This is a genomic window from Oxalobacter formigenes, assembly GCF_002127965.1.
Taxonomy (GTDB): domain Bacteria; phylum Pseudomonadota; class Gammaproteobacteria; order Burkholderiales; family Burkholderiaceae_D; genus Oxalobacter; species Oxalobacter formigenes.
Window position 1 is genome coordinate 1,482,785 of the sequence record NZ_CP018787.1, and the last position, 21,504, is coordinate 1,504,288.

The 21,504-nt window shown below is 48.8% G+C and carries 29 protein-coding genes and 1 tRNA gene; 16 read left to right on the top strand and 14 right to left on the bottom strand.

Annotated elements, in window-relative coordinates; all coding sequences use genetic code 11:
• Positions 1 to 62: 62 nt before the first annotated feature.
• A complete protein-coding gene (locus tag BRW83_RS07085) occupies positions 63 to 644 on the bottom strand; it encodes a DUF302 domain-containing protein (RefSeq protein ID WP_005880518.1) in 582 nt (193 codons plus the stop codon).
• A 193-nt stretch (positions 645 to 837) separates the two neighbouring features.
• On the opposite strand from BRW83_RS07085, the gene BRW83_RS07090 reads away from it, so the two are divergent.
• Positions 838 to 1,332, top strand: a complete 495-nt coding sequence (locus BRW83_RS07090; protein ID WP_231284538.1) for a phospholipase D family nuclease — start codon at positions 838 to 840, stop codon at positions 1,330 to 1,332.
• A gap of 218 nt (positions 1,333 to 1,550) precedes the next feature.
• On the opposite strand, the gene BRW83_RS07095 is transcribed toward BRW83_RS07090, so the two are convergent.
• Complete coding sequence (locus tag BRW83_RS07095; RefSeq protein WP_005880515.1) at positions 1,551 to 1,733, bottom strand: hypothetical protein; 183 nt, start codon at positions 1,731 to 1,733, stop codon at positions 1,551 to 1,553.
• Between the two features lie 49 nt (positions 1,734 to 1,782).
• A complete protein-coding gene (locus tag BRW83_RS07100; RefSeq protein WP_005880514.1) occupies positions 1,783 to 2,334 on the bottom strand; it encodes a hypothetical protein in 552 nt (183 codons plus the stop codon).
• Between the two features lie 93 nt (positions 2,335 to 2,427).
• On the opposite strand from BRW83_RS07100, the gene BRW83_RS07105 reads away from it, so the two are divergent.
• The 5 genes from BRW83_RS07105 to BRW83_RS07125 all read left to right on the top strand — a co-directional run bounded on the left by BRW83_RS07105 (position 2,428) and on the right by BRW83_RS07125 (position 5,130).
• Positions 2,428 to 2,847, top strand: a complete 420-nt coding sequence (locus BRW83_RS07105) for a single-stranded DNA-binding protein (RefSeq protein WP_005880513.1) — start codon at positions 2,428 to 2,430, stop codon at positions 2,845 to 2,847.
• 86 nt (positions 2,848 to 2,933) lie between these two features.
• A complete protein-coding gene (gene ku, locus BRW83_RS07110) occupies positions 2,934 to 3,722 on the top strand; it encodes a non-homologous end joining protein Ku (protein WP_005880511.1) in 789 nt (262 codons plus the stop codon).
• 26 nt (positions 3,723 to 3,748) lie between these two features.
• A complete protein-coding gene (locus tag BRW83_RS07115) occupies positions 3,749 to 3,952 on the top strand; it encodes a hypothetical protein (protein ID WP_036602852.1) in 204 nt (67 codons plus the stop codon).
• A gap of 17 nt (positions 3,953 to 3,969) precedes the next feature.
• Positions 3,970 to 4,920: an ATP-dependent DNA ligase gene (locus tag BRW83_RS07120; RefSeq protein WP_196793279.1), complete on the top strand. Its 951-nt coding sequence runs from the start codon at positions 3,970 to 3,972 to the stop codon at positions 4,918 to 4,920.
• A gap of 123 nt (positions 4,921 to 5,043) precedes the next feature.
• Positions 5,044 to 5,130 (top strand) — tRNA-Leu (locus BRW83_RS07125).
• A 204-nt stretch (positions 5,131 to 5,334) separates the two neighbouring features.
• Here the strand turns inward: BRW83_RS07125 and BRW83_RS11985 are convergent.
• From BRW83_RS11985 to BRW83_RS07145, 4 genes are all read right to left on the bottom strand, one after another.
• The gene (locus tag BRW83_RS11985) at positions 5,335 to 5,889 is read right to left on the bottom strand and encodes a hypothetical protein (protein WP_005880507.1); all 555 of its coding nucleotides are present in this window, start codon (positions 5,887 to 5,889) and stop codon (positions 5,335 to 5,337) included.
• Positions 5,890 to 5,975: 86 nt separating this feature from the next.
• On the bottom strand, positions 5,976 to 7,613 hold the full coding sequence (locus BRW83_RS07135) for a BspA family leucine-rich repeat surface protein (RefSeq protein ID WP_157658855.1): 1,638 nt from the start codon (positions 7,611 to 7,613) through the stop codon (positions 5,976 to 5,978).
• Positions 7,614 to 7,847: 234 nt separating this feature from the next.
• Positions 7,848 to 8,609 carry a substrate-binding domain-containing protein gene (locus BRW83_RS07140; RefSeq protein ID WP_005880504.1) on the bottom strand — a complete coding sequence of 254 codons (762 nt, stop codon included), beginning with the start codon at positions 8,607 to 8,609 and terminating at the stop codon, positions 7,848 to 7,850.
• 94 nt (positions 8,610 to 8,703) lie between these two features.
• Positions 8,704 to 9,036, bottom strand: coding sequence for a hypothetical protein (locus BRW83_RS07145; protein ID WP_005880502.1), 333 nt, complete (start codon positions 9,034 to 9,036; stop codon positions 8,704 to 8,706).
• Between the two features lie 449 nt (positions 9,037 to 9,485).
• Between BRW83_RS07145 and BRW83_RS07150 the strand changes: the two genes are divergently transcribed.
• The 5 genes from BRW83_RS07150 to rpmG all read left to right on the top strand — a co-directional run bounded on the left by BRW83_RS07150 (position 9,486) and on the right by rpmG (position 11,962).
• Positions 9,486 to 9,737, top strand: coding sequence for a hypothetical protein (locus BRW83_RS07150; RefSeq protein ID WP_005880500.1), 252 nt, complete (start codon positions 9,486 to 9,488; stop codon positions 9,735 to 9,737).
• A 148-nt stretch (positions 9,738 to 9,885) separates the two neighbouring features.
• Positions 9,886 to 10,170: a hypothetical protein gene (locus BRW83_RS07155; protein WP_005880498.1), complete on the top strand. Its 285-nt coding sequence runs from the start codon at positions 9,886 to 9,888 to the stop codon at positions 10,168 to 10,170.
• A gap of 316 nt (positions 10,171 to 10,486) precedes the next feature.
• Entirely contained in the window at positions 10,487 to 11,302 is an 816-nt protein-coding gene (hpnC, locus tag BRW83_RS07160; RefSeq protein WP_036602850.1) for a squalene synthase HpnC, read from the top strand.
• Between the two features lie 232 nt (positions 11,303 to 11,534).
• Complete coding sequence (gene rpmB / locus BRW83_RS07165; RefSeq protein ID WP_005882820.1) at positions 11,535 to 11,771, top strand: 50S ribosomal protein L28; 237 nt, start codon at positions 11,535 to 11,537, stop codon at positions 11,769 to 11,771.
• Positions 11,772 to 11,794: 23 nt separating this feature from the next.
• Positions 11,795 to 11,962 carry a 50S ribosomal protein L33 gene (gene rpmG, locus BRW83_RS07170; RefSeq protein WP_005882818.1) on the top strand — a complete coding sequence of 56 codons (168 nt, stop codon included), beginning with the start codon at positions 11,795 to 11,797 and terminating at the stop codon, positions 11,960 to 11,962.
• A 72-nt stretch (positions 11,963 to 12,034) separates the two neighbouring features.
• Here rpmG and BRW83_RS07175 read toward each other — a convergent pair whose 3' ends face one another.
• The 3 genes from BRW83_RS07175 to BRW83_RS07185 form a co-directional block, all read right to left on the bottom strand.
• A complete protein-coding gene (locus BRW83_RS07175) occupies positions 12,035 to 13,207 on the bottom strand; it encodes an iron-containing alcohol dehydrogenase (RefSeq protein ID WP_005880496.1) in 1,173 nt (390 codons plus the stop codon).
• 129 nt (positions 13,208 to 13,336) lie between these two features.
• On the bottom strand, positions 13,337 to 13,543 hold the full coding sequence (locus BRW83_RS07180; protein ID WP_005880494.1) for a hypothetical protein: 207 nt from the start codon (positions 13,541 to 13,543) through the stop codon (positions 13,337 to 13,339).
• A 44-nt stretch (positions 13,544 to 13,587) separates the two neighbouring features.
• Positions 13,588 to 13,803 (bottom strand): hypothetical protein, encoded by a 216-nt coding sequence (locus BRW83_RS07185; protein WP_145814959.1) that lies wholly within the window; start codon positions 13,801 to 13,803, stop codon positions 13,588 to 13,590.
• Positions 13,804 to 13,993: 190 nt separating this feature from the next.
• Between BRW83_RS07185 and BRW83_RS07190 the strand changes: the two genes are divergently transcribed.
• From BRW83_RS07190 to rfbC, 5 genes are all read left to right on the top strand, one after another.
• The gene (locus BRW83_RS07190) at positions 13,994 to 14,503 is read left to right on the top strand and encodes a DNA-deoxyinosine glycosylase (RefSeq protein WP_050757715.1); all 510 of its coding nucleotides are present in this window, start codon (positions 13,994 to 13,996) and stop codon (positions 14,501 to 14,503) included.
• Positions 14,504 to 14,629: 126 nt separating this feature from the next.
• Positions 14,630 to 15,484 carry a fumarylacetoacetate hydrolase family protein gene (locus BRW83_RS07195; RefSeq protein ID WP_005880488.1) on the top strand — a complete coding sequence of 285 codons (855 nt, stop codon included), beginning with the start codon at positions 14,630 to 14,632 and terminating at the stop codon, positions 15,482 to 15,484.
• A 280-nt stretch (positions 15,485 to 15,764) separates the two neighbouring features.
• On the top strand, positions 15,765 to 16,475 hold the full coding sequence (locus BRW83_RS07200; protein ID WP_050757714.1) for an MmcQ/YjbR family DNA-binding protein: 711 nt from the start codon (positions 15,765 to 15,767) through the stop codon (positions 16,473 to 16,475).
• Between the two features lie 305 nt (positions 16,476 to 16,780).
• Positions 16,781 to 17,017, top strand: coding sequence for a hypothetical protein (locus BRW83_RS07205; protein ID WP_005880484.1), 237 nt, complete (start codon positions 16,781 to 16,783; stop codon positions 17,015 to 17,017).
• Positions 16,989 to 17,537 carry a dTDP-4-dehydrorhamnose 3,5-epimerase gene (rfbC, locus tag BRW83_RS07210; protein WP_005880483.1) on the top strand — a complete coding sequence of 183 codons (549 nt, stop codon included), beginning with the start codon at positions 16,989 to 16,991 and terminating at the stop codon, positions 17,535 to 17,537. The genes BRW83_RS07205 and rfbC overlap by 29 nt, the downstream gene beginning before the upstream one ends.
• 162 nt (positions 17,538 to 17,699) lie before the next feature.
• Here the strand turns inward: rfbC and BRW83_RS07215 are convergent, their stop codons facing one another.
• The 4 genes from BRW83_RS07215 to BRW83_RS07230 form a co-directional block, all read right to left on the bottom strand.
• Positions 17,700 to 18,056, bottom strand: coding sequence for a TfoX/Sxy family protein (locus BRW83_RS07215; protein WP_196793278.1), 357 nt, complete (start codon positions 18,054 to 18,056; stop codon positions 17,700 to 17,702).
• A gap of 136 nt (positions 18,057 to 18,192) precedes the next feature.
• Positions 18,193 to 19,044, bottom strand: a complete 852-nt coding sequence (locus BRW83_RS07220) for a tetratricopeptide repeat protein (RefSeq protein ID WP_005880479.1) — start codon at positions 19,042 to 19,044, stop codon at positions 18,193 to 18,195.
• A gap of 63 nt (positions 19,045 to 19,107) precedes the next feature.
• Positions 19,108 to 20,283, bottom strand: a complete 1,176-nt coding sequence (locus tag BRW83_RS07225; protein ID WP_005880477.1) for a hypothetical protein — start codon at positions 20,281 to 20,283, stop codon at positions 19,108 to 19,110.
• A gap of 217 nt (positions 20,284 to 20,500) precedes the next feature.
• A complete protein-coding gene (locus tag BRW83_RS07230) occupies positions 20,501 to 21,433 on the bottom strand; it encodes a universal stress protein (protein ID WP_005880475.1) in 933 nt (310 codons plus the stop codon).
• Between the last annotated feature and the right edge of the window lie 71 nt (positions 21,434 to 21,504).

Below are 21,504 nucleotides of genomic sequence, written 5' to 3' on the forward strand. Positions count from 1 at the left end.
TTGCTTTTCAGCAAGGGATGAATGATTCCGTTCTGGCCTTTCGGAATATTATCTGCACCTTTTCAGTGCGTATCCTGCATTTTTCCTGAAATGACCTCGAACATTTTCTGCATTTTCACGACGGTCTGGTTTTCGGGATCGATTCCGTATCGTCTGGCAATCCATGCCGGGTCGTTCCATGACAGCATGGTTCCATCCGGTGATTCCCATACGAGTATTTTGAGTGGCAGATCGAGTGCCGCTTCAGGGTTTTCCTGCATCAGGAAGGTTCCGACGGCCGGATTGCCGAAGGAAACGACTCGTGCCTCCTTCATGTCCAGCCCCACTGAAACGGCATTGGCTTTGTGATCGACTTTTGAAAAAACAGGAGCTTTCATGTTTTCGAGTGTCGAAAGCAGTTTGTTCCAGACTGAATCGACGTCGCCGGGTACTTTGCTGTGTATGATTCCATTTTCCATCTTTGCCATAGTTATCTCCTTGTGACTGCCGGACGCCGCGTTGACGGGAAACGCCTGAACGCATAACAGGATTCCGGTAACGAGCGCTTTTATGAGGCCTGTCGTCAGAAACGGCTTCAGGCATATTGAGACCGGATTTGTGTTCATTCGTTCACGGTAATCCCGGTTCGATTGATCGGCATTCATGTCGTTTCTCCATATCGTGTGGCTTCAGAAAATATTTTCGTACGGTCAAAGCATTCGGGCTTGTCCGGTATGACGGTATTGTCTGAAAAATGGCGCTTCTTTATTGACGGACCCAACGATATAATACGCCACACTATCCATTACTGTTTTTCTGAAGATGAATAAAATCCACCGTTTTTTCCTTTTCGCTCTGATGCTCCTGTTTTCAGCCCATTTACAGGCTCAAACCGTTATCGAAAGCGCTTTTTCGCCTGATGACCGGGCACAGGAACTGATTTTGAAAGTGATCGATTCGTCCCGGGAAAACCTGCGTCTTGCCGCGTATTCGTTCACTTCTCCGGTCATCATGAAAAGGCTTCTGGCCGCCAAAAAACGCGGGGTGGACGTAAAGATTATCGTCGATGAAAAGGGCAACCGTTCCAAAGCCAGCAAGGCAGCCATGAATCTGATGGTCAATGCAGACATTCCATTAAGAACCGTTTCCAGTTACCGGATTCATCACGATAAATATATTGTTGTGGATGGAAAGAATGTCGAAACAGGCAGCTTCAATTACAGCCAGTCGGCCGCCAGAAATAACAGTGAAAACGTACTGGTGATCTGGAACAATCCGCAAATCGCCAGCCGTTACCTGTCGCACTGGGAATCCCGCTGGAATCAGGGTACCGATTGGAAATCGGAGTATTAGTCTTTTTTTGCTCCAGAATAAAAAAAGGGCCGGCTTTATGTCGGCCTTGTTCACAGGGATTGAACAAAAAAATACTCTGGTTTGGGAAAAGATTTGACCTTATAGTTGACGCAAAAAGCGTGCCATTTTTTTACGATACGATGAACGCTTTGCCCTGATCTGACCGGCAGATTGCCCCTGTTGGCGACAGAGCGACCCTGAATCCGGCTAAAGACCGTTTACAAGTTATTTTCAGGATCTTTCCGGTTGACGCCTTTCACCGGTTTTCCAGTGAAATCGTTTCCTGCCTTGTCCATATCGTGAATATCCGTGCCGACCAGCTCAGGTATTTTCTTTTCGATGTTATAAACGGACGATTTGGAGAATCGGACGGTTTTGTCGAGTTCTTCAATGATCGTCATGCCGGTTCTGTCTGTTTTTGCCGGTTTTCCAGTTCATCTGTCAGGTTGATCACGTTCCGTATGCTGTCCTGAACCGAAGCGATTTTATAAATTCGATTCCAAAAACGGGAACCGGATTCGCCGACTGTCCGGCAGACCGGAGAGGCTGGTTTTTCAGGAAACCGTCGGATTCTTTCAGCCGCTTGCGATGCGCGTCCATTCTGATCAGGTTTTCCAGTTCGATCTCGTTTTCAAACCTGAACCCGTTGAGACAGTTCAGAAAGACCTGCATGGTCGAATAAAGCGATTTGAGCTGCAATACCATTCCGACAGCGGTCATGCGGGACACGAACATGGCCTCTTCCCTTCTTTTGCGATCGTCCGGCTCCGCCAGCCAGGGTGAGACGGCGGCCGCCCCCATTGTCCCGATAGCGGTGGTCATCGACCAGTCCATAGCGTATGCGGGATTGCGCCAGTAGAACCCGATAGCGGTGAAAATCCAGCCGGCCAGTACGGCAAAGAGCGCATATTTGTATAAATTGTTATGCATGGGAAGGGAATGATTTTGTTTTCCTTTTTTCACTCTGGCCGTATCCCGTGAAATGAATCCGATTTTCGTCAAGATTTTCGTGACTAATTCTTCTTGCAAGGCTTTGAAACGAAACGAAGCATCTTGCCGGCGTGTCCAAATTTCAAACAGACGATGGGATGAAAAATGGCGTCGGTCAATAAAATCATTCTGCTTGGAACCGTCACGACAGCGCCTGATTTTCGGGTACTGTCGGGAGGCTCCATGATGGTCAGCCTTCAAATGGAAACGACTGTCGGGGAAGAGACAGAATCGCATGATGTGACGTTTTACGGGCGGCTGGCTGAAATTGTCATGCAATACGTTGCCGAGGGATCCGTGATTTTTGTCGAGGGGAAAATCCGGTCGAGACAATACAGGGATAAAAATGGCGTCGAGCGGCTCGTAACGGACATTGTGTCGCAAAAAATGCAGATGTTCGGACGGAAAAAAGATATCGTTTCCGACACGGACGATCTTTTTTCAAAAGACAATCCCTATAAAAAAGCCAGGGAAGGCAGGGGCGATCCCCCCGACTTGTCCAGATTCGAATATGACGACTGGTAATACACTGTTTCAAACAGGGATTTCAGTCGAAACTTTCATGACGATTATCTCTCTATAGGAATTCCAGGTATTTTAGTGAGGCGATCATGCCCGTTGCCCAGAAAAGCGCCATTTCCTTTGCATTGGTTCACATCCCGGTTGAACTGTTTTTGGCTACGCAGGATAACGATATTCATTTCAACCAGTTGACCGGCGACATGAAGCGGGTTCGATATCGTAAAACCGATGGTGCCGGTCATGAATTGAAAAATGAAGATATCGTGCGGGGCTTCCAGTACGAAAAAGACCGTTACGTCATTGTCACGGATGACGATATCGAAAAAATCAAGACCGAGAAGGATAACAGTATCGATATTCTGCTTTTTACGGATCTGTCGTCGATTCCGACGGTTTATTTCAACAAGTCTTACTACTGTGTGAGCGGGAAAGGCAGTGAAAAAGCGTTTGAACTCCTCCAGCGCGCCATGAAAGACACCGGAAAGGTGGCTATCGGCAAGACCGTTATCGGAACGAAAGAAACGATGCTGGCGCTGGTTCCGGAAAAGGACGGGATATTGCTCCAGACGCTTTATTTTCATGACGAAATCCGGGAAATCCCGAAAGAACGGGCTCACCCTCCCCTTGATAAACAGGAACTTGATATGGCGAGGCGCCTGATCGGATCGATGGAAAGCCCGTTCGAGCCGGAAAAGTATCACGATGAATACCAGATGCGTCTGAAAGCGATGATCGAAGACAAGATTGAGGGCAAGGAAGTGGTGGCCGCCAAACCGGTAAAATCAGGTAACGTGATCGACCTGATGGATGCCTTGAAAGCCAGTCTGGAACAAAACAAGCCGAAAAAAAGCCGTCCGGCACAACGCAAAGCCGGATGATGCCTTTTTGATGAAAGGAGTGTGTTATGCCTCTGCCAGCCCCGAAAAAGAATGAAAAGAAACAGGAATTCATATCCCGTTGCATCAAGGAAATGACGCTGGATGAGTCCGAACGTTTTCCGACACGGTCCCAACGTGCGGCCATCTGTTATTCGCAGTGGGGTGAAACACCCGAAGAACGTCGCCAGTACGCGGCGGCCAGAAAGAAAAAACCGTCTCCGAAAGCTTGAAAAGGCTGAAAATGGACATGTTCGACTCACGATCTGCTGTCCCCATGCTGATCGGGGTCGAAAGCGGGCCTTTTGACGATGAGGCCTGGATTTATGAACTGAAACTGGACGGCGAACGGACACTGGCCTATCTGGACAGGAATGGCACTTTACTGGTCAACAAGCGTTCTGTCAGGCTGCTTGCCAAATTCCCCGAACTGGCTACCCTGAATGACTCTGTTTCCCGACGGTGCATTCTGGACGGCGAACTGATCATCGTCGATGAAAACGGGCATCCGGATTTCGAGGAAGTGAAACGCCGGTCCCTAATGACCCGGACAATGGCGATTGAACGGGCCGCAGCCATGCGGCCTGTCGTTTTCGTCGCTTTTGACATCCTTTACGATACGGACAGGGAAATCATTCACCTTCCCCTGATGGAACGGAAAGCCATTCTTGCCGATGTAGTCCGGGACAATGCGCAAATGTCCGTCGCACGATATGTTTCAACGCAGGGAATCGCTTTTTACGATTTGGCGAAAGAAAGGCGTCTGGAAGGCATTATCGCCAAACGCAAGGACAGTCTCTATTCGCCCGGCAAACGGACGAAAGACTGGGTCAAGATCAAGAACCTGATGGACGACGATTACATTATCTGTGGTTATGTTTCCAATGCTGAATACGTTGTCAGTCTGGTATTGGGACAATATGACCGTTCCGGACGGATTATCTACAAGGGACGTGTGACCCTGGGAAAAGCGTCTGAAGATTTCGCGCTGATCGAAAAACAGCCGAAAGTGAAGTCCTGGCCTTTTCCTGAAAAGCCGCCCGCGTATGTCGACAATGCCACCTGGATCCGTCCGAAACTGGTTTGCAAGGTCGCTTTCATGGCGCGAAACCATAACGGCCTGATGCGGCAGCCGGTATACAGGGGCTTGCGGCCGGACAAGACTGCCAAAGAAACCCGTGAACCGGAAATCATGGACTGATCCACTTTCTTTACAGTCTTGACCTTTCTATGCAGTGTTGGAAAAACTGCCAGAAAGCCTGAAGCGGCGAAACCCGTTCAAATTCGTCAGGAAATGAAGTAAAATTGCCAGCTCTGGTCGTTAGCGAGGGTGGCGAAATTGGTAGACGCACCAGGTTTAGGTCCTGACGCCAGTGATGGTGTAGGGGTTCGAGTCCCCTCCCTCGCACCATTAAGCTATTGATTTTAAATGGCTTTTCAAAAAATAATGTCAAAAAAAGACCTGAAACAGGCATAAAAATGACATGGTTTGCCAGTATTTTGTCTGCCTCTTTATCCTTTATCCCATCCTTCTTCAGACCCTTACCATAAACAGGGTGACCACCCGGTTCGGGATGTCAAAATAGACGATTCAGCAGTCAATCATTTCCGTTCATCAGCCATCAATCCCGACGGCTTCTCCCATAACGACGTAACGGTTCACTACTGAAATGACGTAAAATTTATTGGCTTCCGTGGTCAAATCGCCAATCAGTTTGTGACTTGTCTGAATATCGATTTCAACCGGCGTGTTTCCGGTCGAAAAATATATGCTCGATTCGAGATGGCCGTCAGGCAGCGATGTCACGATGACTTTCTTTACTTCCCCTAACTGGTAAACCCTGTTTTCTTCGACAACTACGACGCTTTGTCCACTACCGCCATTTTCCGGTACCGTACCAGTAATGGTGACGACTTCGGGAACCGTTCTGAATCGGTCAGGATTCGCTGCATCATAAGGTGTATAACCCAGTGCGTCGATGATGTCTGCCGGGGACATGGACAAATCGATGCCCAGCGCTTCCCTTGCGGCTGCCTTGTCATCGCTGTCCGTGCCAAGTAAAGCTGACAGATAATCTCTCAGTTCACCTAGCGCGGCTTTCATCTCTCTGGTACTGGTTTTGGGTGTCTTGCTGCCGTCAAGCAGGGATTTTTCCGGTAATTTCGTCATTGTTTTCTCCATAAAAAAACCTCCGCGGAGGGAGGCTGGTCGTTTGAATGTGAATTGTCTTTTTGTGGCGGTTTGTGAAACGTTCGCTATTTCCAGCTTGCCGGAATCTGGCTGTAGTTGGACAGCGAATTGGCCGAGTTGCCGTTTCCGCCGAAGCAACCCGACGTGGTGGGTGTCGTTGAAAAACTGCAATTCCACAATTCCGGTGCACATCCCGTTTCAGTTCCGTATGAGTAGGACCCTCTTGAAAAGCAATTGGTGAAATTGATTGTTTCAGCGGAGGCAAAACGGCTCCCGGCATGGATGGTGTCGTCAGTGAATAACTCGCTTGCCAATACCAGACTGGTACATGCGTTGAAACAGCTGGAAAAATCGGTGACCAGACTGTTTCTGGCGAACAGACCTGAAGGGACTGTTTTCAGTTTGTTGCAATAGTAATAACAGTTTGAAAAGCTCGTGGCGGCGAGATTGGTGTCGAATATCCCTGAAGGTAATTCCGTCAGGGCCATGCACATTGAAAATGTCCGGTCGAAAAGCCGGGCCGCACTGCAGTTTCTGAAAACGGAAGAAGGAATATCGACAAGTGCCTTGCAACTGGCAAAACAGCTTGAAAATTTAACGGCACCTGTGCAATCCGCAAATATTTCATCGGAAATCGATGGCAGGTTTGTACAGTTTGCAAAGCACTGGGAAAAGTCCGTGACGCTGGCAAAGCCTTTGAAAAATGCCGGTGGAATGATCAACAGTGCAGAACATCCATTGAAACACATGGCAAACGAAGTGGCTTTGCTGCAATTGTCAAAAAGTCCTGCCGGGATGGATTCCAGCGTCTGGCATCCTGAAAAGGTCTGGGTGAAAGTTATCACATTCGTAGAGGTGTTGAACAGGCCTTCAGGGATCGCCGCCAACCTGGCACAGCCGGAAAAACACTGGGAGAATGTCGTCACTTTATCGCAATGATCAAACAAGCCATCGGGAATGGTTTCCAGTGAATTGCAGTTCATGAAGGTTTGCGAAAAATTGGTGACGCTGCTATTGGTATCGAAAAGACCCGAAGGAATGGTTTTCAGGTTTGTACAGGTACTGAAACAGCTGTAGTACGTCGAGACATTGACGAAATCACTGAACAGACCAGCGGGCAATGCTGTCAGACCGGTGCAATTGCCGAAGGACTGGAACATGTTGGTGTTTTTCGTGCATCCGGCAAACACGGTCGAAGGCAGGTTCTTCAGACTGGTGCAGTTGTAGAAGCATTTGTTAAATGAAGTGATATTCGGGTTCTGGCTGAAGAGATTGCCACAGACATTCCCCAGATTGGTGCAATTGGCAAAGAAATTGGTGAAATCCGTGACCGGGTTTCCATTTCTTGCCGTCATGGAACAGAGCGAACTATCCACGCTGACTAATAGCGTATCCGTATTGAAATTGAATTGCGGTATTTTTCCATCGGAACTGGTCATTTTTATCTGCCATACCTTCCCTTCGACATAGGTATGAGTGAGTTTCTCGACAGTGACGTTTTTATCGTCTTCGGAGATGAGTTGTGTCGATGTTCCGTCACCCCATTCTATGACGACATTTTCAATACCGGAATATTGACCGGTTACCGGATTTTTGAACGTGTAGGACAGCGTCGGACTTCTGCCGGAATCGATGCTGATCCGAAACGACGGGTCATTAATGCCCTGCGATTTCGCCTTTTGCATCAATAATGCTCTGAACATGGTTTGGCCTTTCTCTGGAGAGGTATTTCCCATAAAAAAAGACCTCTCTGATCAGGGAGAGGTCCTGGGGGAATAAAAAAAGGGCGCAAAAGCGCCCACACCGACATTTTAATGAAAAATTATTCTTCGGTCAGCTTGTGCAAGAAAAATAAACGGGAATATCCGGTCTCATGGTATGTAATGAAAAAGGCTGCATTTCTGGCAGCCTTTTTGTTGAAACTTCATCAGGTGAAACTAGTCGGTTATCCATCCCCATTTCCTGTAGATGGCTTTACCGTCGGAGGATTTCAAAAATGAGGTAAAGTCGATGGCGGCTTGCCGTGTTTTTCCCGATCGGGTGAGAGCGACTGCCGTATCACGATAGATCACGTATTTTGATTCGATCGGGACAGCATCGGCCAGCTTTGGATTGGATACCTGCCAGATGTTCCAGATGAGCCAGACATCCGTATCGGGATGGCTGATCCAGTAGTCTTTGGCCAGTGCTGAATTTCTGGCGTAAAAAACGATGTTGTTTCTCAGAGCCCGTACGGTTTCGATATTGCCCAGCCGTCCCGCCGCATCTTCCCAGACACCGTTCTGGCCCGCTCCGTTAACGACCAGCACTTTAACGCCGGGTTTTGTCATGTCGCTGAACTGACGGATTTTTTTGGGATTGCCGGGTTTGACGAGCATAGCCAGCGGGCGCAGGTAAAGCGGATAGACGTCCCGGTTGTCGATTGCGCCGTTCATGGCGTAAACGAAGTCGGTCATCATGGTTTCAGAGCCGCTATAGACGATGTCGGCATTTTCGCGCGCGCTGGCGATCCACTTGTCGGTTGGTCCACCGGTCACTTCGACCCTGACGCCGGTTTTTTTCTCAAAAGCGGTTGCCGCTTCCTTTACGGCGGGCAACGGGCCACCGGGACCATAAACACGAATGATTTCGGCTGCACCGGCCGAAGTGAACAGGAAAAGCCCCAGAAAGGCACAGGCAGCAATGGACAGATTTTTCATGGAATGCCCCTTTTCGATCAAAAAAAGAAAACGTCGACACCAGCGGTGAGTACCACTTTATTCTGCCCGGATTTTTTTGATAACGCCTTATCTGCTATGCTGCCGATTTTTCAGTATCGGGGGTGCCTCTCGGATAACCCGATTTTTCGAGATAGGCATCCATGAACTCATCGGTCTCATAAACTTTTGTCCAGGCTTTGACCGAGTTGGTTTCCTGTTCTCCCATTTTGTACTGGTCGAGAATTTTACGTTCCTTGGCTTCGAGATGGACACTGAAAGGATAGCCCTGCTTTTCAAGGTAGGACCCCATGATTTCATCTGTTTCGTATACGTGTGCCCAGGCCTTGACGGATTTGGCTTCCATTTCGCCCATCTTGTATTGATCAAGGATTGCTTGCTCTTTTGAAGATTCGTTCGTTTCCATCATGACTCCTGGTTTCTCTGCATCGCTAACTGGTAACGGCTGTTTTTGGTGTTTTTATGCGCCACCTGTTAACTGGAAATACACACAGCGATTTCTCTGTGTATATAGTACCGTAAGTCTGGCATTTCGTGGCTAAATAGATCACATTTTCGGTGATCTGTCGCAAAGTGTACGGGTTTTATGAAATCTGGTTCATAAACTTCCCGTGTTTTTTATCTGAAACGTTGGAAAATTCGACTTCAACGCAATTTATCCCTGAATTTTTGGTTTCTGTCCGTGTCAAATGATTTGTACTGTCTCTGAAAAAATGAATTATTTTTTCGACTGGCAGAAAAATTTCATAAATACGGCACCAGATTCGTTAAAATAGACCCTCTTTTGGCGGACTGAACATGGAAAAATGTCTTCCGCCTGCTGTCTCTGCTGGTAATGATTGATGAAAAGGATAAAGAATGAGCGAATCCAATGACAAGGCTCCTGTACCCAGACAGTTTTTCGAGGATCTGGGTTTTGAGCTGCCCGAAGAGGCATTCAGCTTTTACGTTGAAGGTTCCAGAATCGTTTTCAACGTTCAGGAGCTTGAGGAAATCGGTTGCAGCTTTATGGTTCGGGAAACACAGGAAGAATTTCCCCTTTCCGAAGAACAGCTTAAAAAACTGAGAGATGCCGGATACGATAGCCCGGAAGGCTTTCTCATCCTCTGACGAGGGTGGTGCCGAACTTCTCTTTTGCATGAGAATGATTTGACTGCCATCACCGGCGTTCTCCGGGATGCCGGAGTCCGGATATCATCAGGCAACAGACATGAGATGTCATAAGTTGAATCGATAATTTACTTTACTGGAAAATTTTATGAACAAGACTGAAATGGACGAAGCGTTCCGCAAATTTGAAAACAAATACGGCATTCCTCCTGTCTATCCCATGATTGACGGTGATAAACTGGGTGCTTTCATCATCACATTCAAAAGCCATGATTCTTTCATGATCACTGCCGAGAGCCCTGACGTCGATATTCAGGATGCCGCCAGCATGCTCGATCCGGACAACGTCAAGGAAGCGGCCAAAGATATCAGGGCATTGCAGAAAATGTGTTCCCCTATTGAAACGAACGCGGTACCACCTACCCTGCACTAGGACAGTTCCAGTCGAAAAGGCCGGCTTGTCCGGCTTTTTTTATGCGTTATTTCTGTGCTGAAAACCGGGAAACCGTACATTCCCTCTCCTGTTCTTTTCTTTTCGTGTTGTTTTCAAACACGCCCTTTATTCAAGATTTCTATTTAAATAGATGGCTCAAGTAATTGAAAATTATCGATTTTGGCTTTTTGAGAAAAACAGGCGTCATTATTTCGGAAGACCTTGATTTTGTTAAATAAATCCGGTTTCATGACTGAAAGCTTGAAAAACAGTATTTTTGTTTTACCATTACCGGTTTCAACATTCAGGGTCTTCAATGGCAGTCGAACATTACGAGAATTTTCCGGTCGCGTCGATCTTGTTGCCTTCAAACCTGCGCAAGCCGGTCGAGGTGATTTACGCGTTTGCCCGCTCGGCCGATGATATTGCCGACGAAGGAGATTTTCGCCCTGAAGAAAGACTGGCGGCTCTTTCCGGATACATTGCCGAACTCGATACCATCGAGCGAAACGGGCACCCCGACAGCAAGCTTTTCATCGACCTGAAACAGGTCATCGGGGAATTCCGCTTGCCTCTTGCGCCTTTCAGGAATCTGCTGGCCGCTTTTATACAGGACATTTCGACAAAAAGGTATGAAACGTACGATGATTTGCTGGATTATTGCCGTCTGTCGGCTAATCCCGTCGGCTTGCTGATGCTGCATCTCTACGAAGCGGCGACAGAGGAAAACAAACGGATGTCGGATGCCATTTGTACCTCCCTGCAACTCATCAATTTCTGGCAGGACATTGCTATCGACTGGAAAAAAGACAGGATCTACCTGCCACTTGAAGAGTTGGCCCGTTTCAATGTCACCGCCTCCGATATCGCTACAGGTAACTTGTCTGACAACTGGCGTTCTCTCATGCAGTTTGAAATCGACCGTACCCGCAAACTGATGCTTTCCGGAGCACCTCTGGCCAGCAGGTTGCCGGGCCGGATCGGATGGGAGTTGAGACTGGTCGTTCAGGGCGGCTTGCGTATTCTGGATCGCATTGAAATGGCCGCTTGCGATATATTCAACAAGCGCCCTCTCCTGCAAGGTGGCGACTGGCTCAGCATTATCTGGCAATGTCTGAAGCGAAAAGACTGATTTTTCCGGCTATCGGTTCACTCTTTTATTTTTTCTCATTCTTTTAGAAAAATCCTGAAAAAACATGACCTTGAACAGAATTGCATCCCGATTGTGACTTTATTATAAATAATACGACACAATAAATATTAACAAGTGCCTGTTTTATATTGTGTTTTTCAATCGTTTCGGGGTAGAATCCGGACTTCCGTTTTTTGTTTTGTTTTTTCTGTTTTTGTCTGGAGGTTTTTTCATGGCTCGTGTTTGCCAGATTACAGGTAAGAAGCCGATGTCGGGTAACAAGGTTTCTCATGCCAATAATAAGACGAGACGCCGTTTTATGCCGAATTTGCATTACCGTCGTTTTTTTGTCGAATCGGAAAACCGCTGGGTTTCCCTGCGGGTGTCGAATGCCGGTTTGCGCGTGATTGACAAGCTGGGGATCGATGCGGTCCTGGCTGATTTGCGCGCTCGTGGTGAGAAGGTTTAAAGTTTTTTTAGAGGGTTTTTGTTATGGCTAAGGCTGGTAGAGAGAAGATCAAGCTGGAATCGACGGCAGGTACGGGTCATTTTTATACGACGACCAAAAACAAGCGTACGACGCCTGACAAGATTGAAATCGTCAAGTTCGATCCCAAGGCAAGAAAGCATGTTCCTTACAAGGAAACGAAGATCAAGTAGGTCTTCACCGCTTTCTTATGCAAAAAGCCGACATGTATTTGTCGGCTTTTTTGTTGTGTGCAACGGACTGTTCTAGCGATAAGACTGTTCGTAAATGGCGATGCAATCAGCTTCAGTCAATGCTGCCGGATCGTAGTTGAACAAATCTCCCATTGTGTCACGGGCGTTTTTCGCCATTTTCGGCAAGTCCTCCCGTTTGATACCGTAATCGGACATCTTGAGATTGTCCACGCCACAGGCTGCCTGCAGGTGCGCCAGAGCCTTGACGAAATCCATCGGATCGGCCGCATCCTTTTCGCCCAGCGCTTTTGCCATATCGACCAGTTTTTTATCGCAGGCATGGACTTTGGCGAAATGGGTGTAATACGCGAGGCTGATCATGATCAGCCCTGCCCCGTGCGCCAATTCGGGATGATAAGCCGATAAGGCATGTTCAAGCGAATGCTCCGACAGGCACGACGAGGTCGATTCGACCATGCCCGAGATCGTATTGGCTGCCGCCATGCCTTCCCTTGCTTTCAGGTCTTTGCCGTCGTGTACGGCTGTCGGCAGGTTTTTTCCGATCAGTTCGATGGCCTTGATAGACAGGGCTTCGCTGATCGGGTTGGCGCAGTTGGCGATATAGCCTTCCGTACTGTGAAACAGCGCGTCGAATCCCTGATAGGCGGTCAATGCCGGAGGTACCGTCAACATGAGTTCCGGATCGACGATGGAGAGAACCGGAAAAGTGTCATCGTAACCGAAACCGATTTTTTCATTGGTTTCTTCTTTGGTGACGACTGTCCAGGGATCGGCTTCCGTTCCCGTGCCTGCGGTGGTGGTGATCGCGACAACCGGCAGCGGTTTGTTTTTGGGAATGTGTGCCTTGCCGGTTCCCCCTGCAATGTAATCCCAGTAATCGCCTTCATTGGTCGCCATGACGGCGATGGATTTCGCCGAATCGATGCTGCTGCCGCCACCCAGACCGATGATGAAATCACACCCTTCGCTCTTTGCCAGTGCCGCGCCTTCCATGACGTGTTTTTTGACCGGATTGGGCAGGATTTTGTCGAAAAGGACGCCGGAAATACCGGCCTGTTTCAATTGTTTTTCGACCCTGTCGAGATAGCCGAACTGTTTGATGGATTTGCCTGTCGTCGTGACGATCAGGGCTTTCTTGCCCGGCAATGGCTGGGCATGGAGTTCATTCAAGGTACCGGCACCAAACAAAATGCGTGTCGGAATGTAATAGGTGAAATTCGTCATGCTGCTTCCTTTGCCTGTCTGTCTTCACGGATGGTTTTTTTCAATAAAAGGATAAGTCCGGTTAAAACTATAACGCGTTAAAAAGCCCCTTGAAAGGGGCTTGTCAGAAAAAACCGGTTCCTTGCTATCCTAGTGGCGAACGATCTTCAATGCGTCCTTTGCGGCATCCATGCTCATGCCTTTGTACTGAAGCCAGACAAGAGCGTAATCCATGCCTATCCGGTCACGCATTGAAATGGCTTCGTCAATGATGTCATCATCCATAAGGGCCGCAGGAATCCTTCCTTTCGGGTCAAGCAGGAGTACCTGAATTTCCGGTTGTATGAGTTGAGGCATTTTTTCACCCGTTCAAACTGTCATCCGTTGGATAATAATCCGTTTCAACACCTTGCCCGGCGATCCCGTCGCCTGCGCAAGACCCGCTCTATGATTTCCGGCGCTATATCGTGCTTTTCCATAAAGCGGGCTGCAGACGAATAGCCATGATCGATGTCCATTTCGATGCCGCGTTCAACGATATCGAACTGTTTCCAGTCGCTGCGCCGGTTGTCTTCTTCGGGCAAAACGGTTCGTTTTTTCTCTTCTGACTGTTTCATATGTCTCTCCATTTTTCAGAGGGAAAACGGTTCCAGTTTATAAAAAATCCTCACTTGTCCTATTGTCCTATTTCAAAAGCAAAAACGATCTTCCCTGTTTTTTCAGTCTTGCCTGCGAAAGATGGACTTTGTCCGATAAAATAAGGATTCTTGCAACCGGCATGTAAAGACATAAAACGGGATAAGTTTCATGAGCGATTCATCCAAACCAGCCATACTGCTGGCTCCGCTGGAAGGCCTGCCGCCGCTTCTGTCCCCTGATATCCATACGATTATCCTGGGGAGTTTCCCTAGCCGGGAATCGCTGGCGGCAAGCCAGTATTATGCGCATCCCCGCAACCAGTTCTGGCGGCTTTTGTCAGAGGTTTTGACCGACGATCTGGCGCAACAGCCTTATGAGGACAGGCTACCGCGCCTGTTGACGCATAAAATCGGCCTGTGGGACGTGATTTCCATGTGTGAACGCGAGGGCAGTCTCGATTCCCGTATCAAACACGCGGTCGCCAACGATTTCGATTTGTTGAAAAAGGAGTGCCCGAAACTGAAAAAAATCTGCTTCAACGGCAAAGTGGCGGGTGCTTACGCCGAACGGCTTTCCAGCGCCGGTTTTGAAACAATTGTGCTCCCCTCTTCCTCACCTGCCTACGCCAGCCGCTCTTTTGAAGACAAACTCGCCATCTGGAAAAAAATATTGGATTAGGCTGTTTATTTCCGGGTCGGTTCGGTTAAAATTTTCCGGTTGTGGCAGCATGGTATCCGGTCATGAAAATAGCGGTTTTTTCAAACATTTCCGGACTTTATTTTCACTTTATGAAATGGATATTTTATGAAACTGGTTCGTTATGGCAAACCCGGAAAAGAAAAACCCGGACTGATCGACGCAAACGGGAAATTGCGGGATCTCTCCGGCAAGATCGATGACCTGACGCCGGAACAATTGTCGGACAAGGCTCTGGCCAAACTGGCGAAGCTCAATCCGGAAAAACTGCCACTGGTCAAAGGTAAACCCCGTCTGGGCGTGCCGGTTTCTTTCATCAGCAAATACATCGCCATCGGCATCAATTACATCGAACATGCCGAAGAAGCCAAAATGCGCATTCCACGTGAACCGATCGTGTTCATGAAAGCCGTCAGCTGTATCTGCGGCCCGAACGACAATATCATCCTGCCGAAAGATTCGAAAAAATCCGACTGGGAAATCGAACTGGGCGTCGTGATCGGCAAGAAGGCCCAATATATCTCCGAAGAGGAAGCACTCGATTACGTGGCCGGTTATTGCGTGACTGACGATTTGTCCGAACGCGAATTCCAGATCGAACGCGGCACCCAGTGGGACAAGGGCAAAGGCTGCGACACCTTCGGCCCGATCGGCCCCTGGCTCGTTACCCGTGACGAAGTGCCCGATCCGCAGAATCTGGATGTCTGGCTGGACGTGAACGGCGAACGGATGCAAAAAGGCAATACAAGGACGATGATTTTTTCCGTCGCCAAAATCGTCAGCTACCTGTCGCACTTCATGACCCTGATGCCGGGTGACGTGATTGCTACCGGTACCCCTCCGGGAGTCGGTCTGGCCCGCGATCCGCAGGTATTTCTGAAACCGGGGGACGTTGTCGTCGCCGGTGTCGAAAAACTGGGCGAACAACGCCAGAAAGTCGTTGCCTGGCCCGGCAAGAAATAGCAGAAGAGGAATGAAGCTGCCCGTGTCCTGTGCGCGGGTAGCGCAAATAGCGCCAGAACAGACGTTGTTGCGGGAAAAGAAGTTTTTCCTGCTTCACTTTTTTCCGGTTTTCTTTTCCCCTTGTTTCAAGCTTCTTCTTTCCGTTTTCTTTTACTTTTCACCCCGTTTGCCCGTCTGTTTTTCGATTTTTTCGACTTCCCTTGTGAAGGCTTTATGTCAGAATAGATCGTAGATACAGACAAACCGTGATGCTTTTTCCGCGAGAAAAGGACTGCAAGCGATGAACGAAAAGGACAAAACAGGAAAAAATCCAGACCTTGCCCATTTGGCCGAATTCCCGTTCAAAAGGAAAAAACTGAATGAAACATGCCTGATCCCTTTCGGTTTTGTCGAACAGGACGAAAAATACGTCTGGTCAACGCCTGTTTCAGACGGCCAGTTCCTCATGACCGTCTTCGTGACGAAAACAGGCGAAATCAGCACAAAACTGCTGGATCCGGATTCAGGAGAGGAATACGTACTGCATCGTGATCCCCTTGCAAAAGGGGCATTTGTCGGCAAAATCCGGATGGAATACGGGCGTATTCTGGAACTGATTGCGAATAAGTGCTTTGAAAACGATGTGTTTCAAAGCGACTATGCCCACAAAGTGATCCGATATGTCCGCCAGACGTATGGTGATGAACTGGAATTTTTGTGGGAGCGGTTTCCGGATAACGCCATTTTTCGCCGTAAGGATACCGGAAAATGGTACGGCGCATTGCTTGTCCTGTCCAGACGGAAACTCGGCCTGGCGTCTGACGATCTTGTCGACATTCTGGATTTGAGGATCAAAAGCGGAGAAATTGAAACGCTTGTGGACAAGGAAAAGTTTTTTCCGGGCTACCATATGAACAAAAAGCACTGGTTTACCGTTTGTCTGGATGGTTCGGTTCCGATGGAAGAGATTTTCCGGCGAATCGATGACAGTTATCTTCTGGCGAAAAAATGAGGCCCTTCCTGACGAACCCTGACAAACGGCCTGAATCCGGCGGCTGGCCTGTCGGTACATGAAACATTGAGCTCGGGAACCTGACAAAAACGGGAATTTCGACCATCACGCCGAAAGCTTTCTTGTGCCGCTTTCGTATTCCATGTTTTTATCTCTTCAAGTACCTGTCTGCTTGTATTTCTTGCTTCCCATTTCTCTTTTGTATTGCGCAAGGACAAGCTGTTTTGACTGAAAGCGCATTACCCTTTACCCATACCGCCATGTCATTCCAGTGACGGCATCGTTTAATTTTCTCATTCAGGACAATGAATATTCCCGAGGAAAATGTCAGTTTTCTGGGCAACCGGTTCAGGGCCGATCCGGCAACGGGGCGATTTGTCGAAGAATACGATCCCAATGTCGCTTTCGATGAATCCTGTACGGAAAACATCGACCCGTTTACATGGAACCATTTCGGCAAAAGCATGAACCGGTACCGCCCACGCAATACCCCATTGCATCTGGTGATCAATCATGAATATTACGAACACAGCCATACGTGAAGTCAAGATCGTCAACCCGGATGTTTTTCACGACAGCAACGGTTTCCTGATTGAGGATTTCAATCTGGAAACCTTTGGAAAAGCGCTGGATCACGCCGTAGAATTCGTCGATGAACGCCTGATCCATTCAGGAAGACATGAGCTCATGGGACTGCATTACCAGCTGCCGCCCCACGCACAGGAAAAGCTCGTACACGTCACGAACGGGCAGACGTTTCAGGTCGCCGTCGATCTCAGAAAATCCTCGCCTGATTTCGGCAAATGGATCGGGACGGTCGTTTCCGATGAAAACCGCATCCGGTTCTGGGTGCCCGAAGGCTTCGGGCACGGCTTCGTTACCCTCTCCGACTTCGCCGATATCGCCATCGGCGTCACAAAAGCCTTCGACAAGGAAAGCGAGCGTTGCATCCGCTGGGACGATCCGGCGCTGGAAATTGACTGGCACGGTATTATCGCGCCCCGCGTCTCGCTGAAGGATCTGGAAGGCAAGCTGCTGTATGAGGCACAAGTGTTTGTTTGAGCGGAACCCTGTTTCTGTCAGGACGCCAGCATCATCTGAAGACGCCTTTTTCCGGATGAAACAGCAAGGCATTTGAGCCATTGACGTGATTGAACATCGCTGCACAGCCTGATTCAGTGTTCGTGATTGCCTTCAGGTGCCAGACTATCCATCGTTTGGTAATCAGTCTGTTTTCTTTTTACCTTTTCTCGCTTTTGGTGCAGGTAATTCATCAAACATCGCTTCGAGCAATCCTGCCAGAAATTCCCTGTTATCGACTTCATCAACCAGTAACATCGGTTTTGCGCCTTCATAGGGAGATTCATATCTGGCGGCCGGCATAAAATCGACAGCGGATTTTGTGGGTTTGACAAGAAAGCGGTCATCATAAATCCCGCCGACTGTTTTTCCACGGTAATACAGGATGAATTCTCCCATCATGGGCTTGTATGCAATGTCGTCAAGACCGGATAGCTGGTCCAGTATAAAATTCAGATATTCCTTGCCTGACGCCATTACCGGCCACTCCACTTTTGGCATTCTTTTATGCGTTCGTCCTTATCATCCTTCGATATTACCGGAAAACTGGTGTCATAACGGACAGACAGGGTTAATACATTCGCCGCAATACTTTTACCCTTTTTTCTTTTCGACAAGACATTACAGGACGGCGGAATTACCTGACGGCTTCCCTTGCACGTGCCTTTGCAGCCTTGTCGGCCCATTCATCGGACAAGGCCTGATTGGCAGGGATGTGTTTGTAGCCGACCCGATAGATTCTGGCCAGTTTGTCCATTGCCTTGATGGTGCCCTCTGCAGCGCTCTTTTCGTACCAGTAGATGGCTTTGTCGAGGTCTCGTGGGGTAGCTAAGCCGGCACGGTAGTATTCGGCGAGATTATATTGGGCGGCCGAATCACCTTTTTCGGCAGCTTTTTTGTAAAGATCAAAGGCTTTTGAGTCGTTTTTTTCACCGCCGAGACCTTCCCCATAAAGATTGCCTAAATTGACCATAGCACTGACATTACCCTGTGTGACTGCTTTTTGATACCATTCACGCGCTTTAGCGTAATTTTGCTGAGTACCTTCTCCCTTTTCATAAGCGATACCAAGGTTATATTGTGCGTCAGCATATCCTTTTAAAGCGGAGCGCTGATACCATTGAATCGCTTTTTCATGATCCTGTTTCACACCCTGTCCAAAATCGTACATAACGCCAATATCGTACATGGCTTGAGGATTACCCTGATCAGCTGATTTGCCATACCAGAACATCGCCTTTTGATAATCCTGCTTGACGGCAAGACCCTTTAAATACATATATCCCAATATACGTTGAACCCGGGGATTCTTTTGAGCAGCCGGTGTGGAAAAATAACGATATGCTTTTTGATATTCTTCTTTTTTATAGTATTTCAATCCCTGAGTAATGTCATTGGCGTATGCAGGCGTTAAAAGAAAACAAGCCAATAAAAAAAGAATTAAAACGCGAAAATATATTCTGTAATCAATTGAATAGTTTTTACACATAGAATCTCTTTCTGGTTGGCTTGTTCGCTTTGTTTCTTCAAATTATAAAATACAGGTGTTTTATTATTCGAGTTTATTTTGTTGCTGTTTATTTTTCACAATTCTATCCACCCCCTCATCCACCACCTTATCAGCCAGATGATCCGATACCAGCGAATCGATTACCCGGGCAACGGGATCGGCTATCGTTTGATAATCTGCGGGCAGCTTTTTTGAAAACATCCCCCACGGTTCCAGATCGGAAGCAAGGGTCGCCATGGCTCCCCATCCCATCGCCTGCGCAAATTCCTCGTCGCCTGTTTTGTCCAGCACTCTCTGATAGACCTCGTGGGTCAGCCTTGACCAGTTATTGGCTGTCAGCGTCATTCCCGTCTGGGGCAGGTTCCGCTTCACGGCCATCAACAGGGACGCTCCCGCCACTCCTCCCAATACATTGCTGTATTTTTCCGTCGCCTGATGGATCGATTCGGCGGTCGGCTCGTTATAGTGAAACCGGTTTTGCTCATAGGGTTTGTTGATTTCCTCATTCAATGCACCCAGTTCCCGAAATCCGGTGCGGGCAGCCTTCAATGGGGAGGTTCCTGCATATTGATCCGGACGGTCGCTGGCCTTTTCGAACTCCGTTCCCATGTGTTCCGCTTTCATCTGGTTCACGACCGAGTTTGCAAAACCGTTATAAAACCCGAATGCATATGGATGTGCCTTCTGCGGGTTCTGCTCGTCATAATCCAGATTGCCAACCGCTTTATCCGTCTCCTCCACCGCTTTCAGACCGGACACCGGTTTCCCGTTTCCACGTATTGCCCTGAAAAACGGCGACGTGGGTTGATTGTCGAGACTGTATTGCCCTTCGACGGTTTTTCCGGCCACGTCGTGGTTCGCGCCCTGAAAGAGGCGGGTGGAGGCTGCATTGGCCGGGTCATGCTCGTCCTGTATGGAGGACGAAACAGCCTGATGGTTCCCGGCCTGAAAGAGTCGGGTCGAGGGGGCGTTGTCCGGGTTGGCTATGGCTTCGTTAGTGTCTCCGACCGCTTTCATGCCGGTACCTAATTGGCGGCTGAATGTGTTTGTTCGTCCTGCTTTTGGTGCATTGGGTGCTGTCCGGTTTGGAACACCTGGATAATCCGGCATCGGGAAATCGTTCCCGGCATTGTTGAGGTTTTCCTCGTATTCGTCCCCGTAAACGCCCGTCAATCCCCTGTTCTTTTTTCTGCCGTAATAATCGTATTCGTCTGCCATGTGTCCTCCGTATAAATGTTAAATGGCTCACTTATCTTGTAACATGGCTTTTCGCATGCTCCGGACATTTGTGGCACATTTGTGCAGGTTCGGGGCTTTTACGGTCTGTTTGACGGGTGTTTATGCTGATATGTGTTGGACTGGGGCAACAATCCCGATGACAATCAGGCCGGAAAAACCGGCCTGAAAATGACAGTCATGATGAATAAACGAAAACTTATATGCCCTTTCCGGCCAGTCCCAGATCGCGGTCGATGGCGGCAGGTGGGACGACGAGGATGTCGCAATCGGTTTCGTTGATGGTATTGCGGGTTGTGCTGCCCAGCAGGAATTCTTCCAGCCGGGTGCGGCCGTGCTTGCCCATGACGATCAGGTCGGGGTTGTTCGCTTCGATGTTTTCTTTCAGGACGACGGACGGGACGCCGAACTGGATGACGGGCGTGATCGGGTTGGGCACGTCCAGTTGCGAGATGAAATCCTGCATTTCCGCTCCGGCTTTCAGGCGGATATTGGAGCGGAATTCATGCAAAAGCCCTTCCGAGACGCTGGCATAGCGCATCATGCCTTCGTTGGGGACTTCGTAGGCATGAACCAGTACGATTTCGGTCTCCGGTGTCGCTATCGCCAGTGCCTGCTGTGCCAGATAGAGCGATATTTCGGAAAAATCGACTGCGACGATGATTTTCCGGTATTCGGTCGTGGGGGCTTTTCTTACAATCAGCAATGGACACGGGTTGAACTGCAGGAGTTTGCTGGGCAGGTTGCCCAAAAACATGTCACTGCCCGGGTCGTTGCCGTGTGCCCCGACAACGAGCAGGCCTGTTTTTTCGCCAATGACGCGGGTCGTGATTTCGTGTGCCGGTTTGCCGAAGCGGATCACGAGTCTTGAATTAATGCCGTAAGCTTCCTCAAGCCTTTTGGTGATGTTTTCCAGGTCGGCTGCCAGCCCTTCCCTGACGACCCGTTTGGTTTCGTCGGTCGGGCTCTTCAAGGCACGCGTCAACATGTCGATGACGGAAAGGTCCTGTACGTTGATGATGTCGAGCGTGTCAATGCCAAGCTGCCTGCACAAGAGGGCAGCCCGCTTTTCCGCCATGACGGCACAGGTGGACATATCGGTCGCCACCATGATGCTTGCGATTTTTTTCATGGGTTTTCCTCCTGATGCAATATGGTGGTGGATGAGGCTGTTTTTCCTAATGTAACCCCTAACGCTGAAAA

What these genes read in the sequence shown, in the direction of transcription:
- rpmG (WP_005882818.1), top strand. Translation starts at nt 11,795, where the DNA reads ATGGCTAAGGCTGGTAGAGAGAAGATCAAGCTGGAATCGACGGCAGGT.
- BRW83_RS07085 (WP_005880518.1), bottom strand. Translation starts at nt 644, where the DNA reads ATGAATGCCGATCAATCGAACCGGGATTACCGTGAACGAATGAACACA.
- BRW83_RS07230 (WP_005880475.1), bottom strand. Translation starts at nt 21,433, where the DNA reads ATGAAAAAAATCGCAAGCATCATGGTGGCGACCGATATGTCCACCTGT.
- BRW83_RS07120 (WP_196793279.1), top strand. Translation starts at nt 3,970, where the DNA reads ATGTTCGACTCACGATCTGCTGTCCCCATGCTGATCGGGGTCGAAAGC.
- BRW83_RS07200 (WP_050757714.1), top strand. Translation starts at nt 15,765, where the DNA reads ATGAACGAAAAGGACAAAACAGGAAAAAATCCAGACCTTGCCCATTTG.
- BRW83_RS07155 (WP_005880498.1), top strand. Translation starts at nt 9,886, where the DNA reads ATGAACAAGACTGAAATGGACGAAGCGTTCCGCAAATTTGAAAACAAA.
- BRW83_RS07090 (WP_231284538.1), top strand. Translation starts at nt 838, where the DNA reads ATGCTCCTGTTTTCAGCCCATTTACAGGCTCAAACCGTTATCGAAAGC.
- BRW83_RS07115 (WP_036602852.1), top strand. Translation starts at nt 3,749, where the DNA reads ATGCCTCTGCCAGCCCCGAAAAAGAATGAAAAGAAACAGGAATTCATA.
- BRW83_RS07180 (WP_005880494.1), bottom strand. Translation starts at nt 13,543, where the DNA reads ATGCCTCAACTCATACAACCGGAAATTCAGGTACTCCTGCTTGACCCG.
- BRW83_RS07175 (WP_005880496.1), bottom strand. Translation starts at nt 13,207, where the DNA reads ATGACGAATTTCACCTATTACATTCCGACACGCATTTTGTTTGGTGCC.
- BRW83_RS07195 (WP_005880488.1), top strand. Translation starts at nt 14,630, where the DNA reads ATGAAACTGGTTCGTTATGGCAAACCCGGAAAAGAAAAACCCGGACTG.
- BRW83_RS07150 (WP_005880500.1), top strand. Translation starts at nt 9,486, where the DNA reads ATGAGCGAATCCAATGACAAGGCTCCTGTACCCAGACAGTTTTTCGAG.
- BRW83_RS07215 (WP_196793278.1), bottom strand. Translation starts at nt 18,056, where the DNA reads ATGCCAAAAGTGGAGTGGCCGGTAATGGCGTCAGGCAAGGAATATCTG.
- BRW83_RS07225 (WP_005880477.1), bottom strand. Translation starts at nt 20,283, where the DNA reads ATGGCAGACGAATACGATTATTACGGCAGAAAAAAGAACAGGGGATTG.
- BRW83_RS07220 (WP_005880479.1), bottom strand. Translation starts at nt 19,044, where the DNA reads ATGTGTAAAAACTATTCAATTGATTACAGAATATATTTTCGCGTTTTA.
- BRW83_RS07205 (WP_005880484.1), top strand. Translation starts at nt 16,781, where the DNA reads ATGAATATTCCCGAGGAAAATGTCAGTTTTCTGGGCAACCGGTTCAGG.
- BRW83_RS07185 (WP_145814959.1), bottom strand. Translation starts at nt 13,803, where the DNA reads ATGAAACAGTCAGAAGAGAAAAAACGAACCGTTTTGCCCGAAGAAGAC.
- BRW83_RS07135 (WP_157658855.1), bottom strand. Translation starts at nt 7,613, where the DNA reads ATGTTCAGAGCATTATTGATGCAAAAGGCGAAATCGCAGGGCATTAAT.
- rpmB (WP_005882820.1), top strand. Translation starts at nt 11,535, where the DNA reads ATGGCTCGTGTTTGCCAGATTACAGGTAAGAAGCCGATGTCGGGTAAC.
- BRW83_RS07190 (WP_050757715.1), top strand. Translation starts at nt 13,994, where the DNA reads ATGAGCGATTCATCCAAACCAGCCATACTGCTGGCTCCGCTGGAAGGC.
- ku (WP_005880511.1), top strand. Translation starts at nt 2,934, where the DNA reads ATGCCCGTTGCCCAGAAAAGCGCCATTTCCTTTGCATTGGTTCACATC.
- BRW83_RS11985 (WP_005880507.1), bottom strand. Translation starts at nt 5,889, where the DNA reads ATGACGAAATTACCGGAAAAATCCCTGCTTGACGGCAGCAAGACACCC.
- BRW83_RS07095 (WP_005880515.1), bottom strand. Translation starts at nt 1,733, where the DNA reads ATGACGATCATTGAAGAACTCGACAAAACCGTCCGATTCTCCAAATCG.
- BRW83_RS07145 (WP_005880502.1), bottom strand. Translation starts at nt 9,036, where the DNA reads ATGATGGAAACGAACGAATCTTCAAAAGAGCAAGCAATCCTTGATCAA.
- hpnC (WP_036602850.1), top strand. Translation starts at nt 10,487, where the DNA reads ATGGCAGTCGAACATTACGAGAATTTTCCGGTCGCGTCGATCTTGTTG.
- BRW83_RS07140 (WP_005880504.1), bottom strand. Translation starts at nt 8,609, where the DNA reads ATGAAAAATCTGTCCATTGCTGCCTGTGCCTTTCTGGGGCTTTTCCTG.
- rfbC (WP_005880483.1), top strand. Translation starts at nt 16,989, where the DNA reads ATGAATATTACGAACACAGCCATACGTGAAGTCAAGATCGTCAACCCG.
- BRW83_RS07105 (WP_005880513.1), top strand. Translation starts at nt 2,428, where the DNA reads ATGGCGTCGGTCAATAAAATCATTCTGCTTGGAACCGTCACGACAGCG.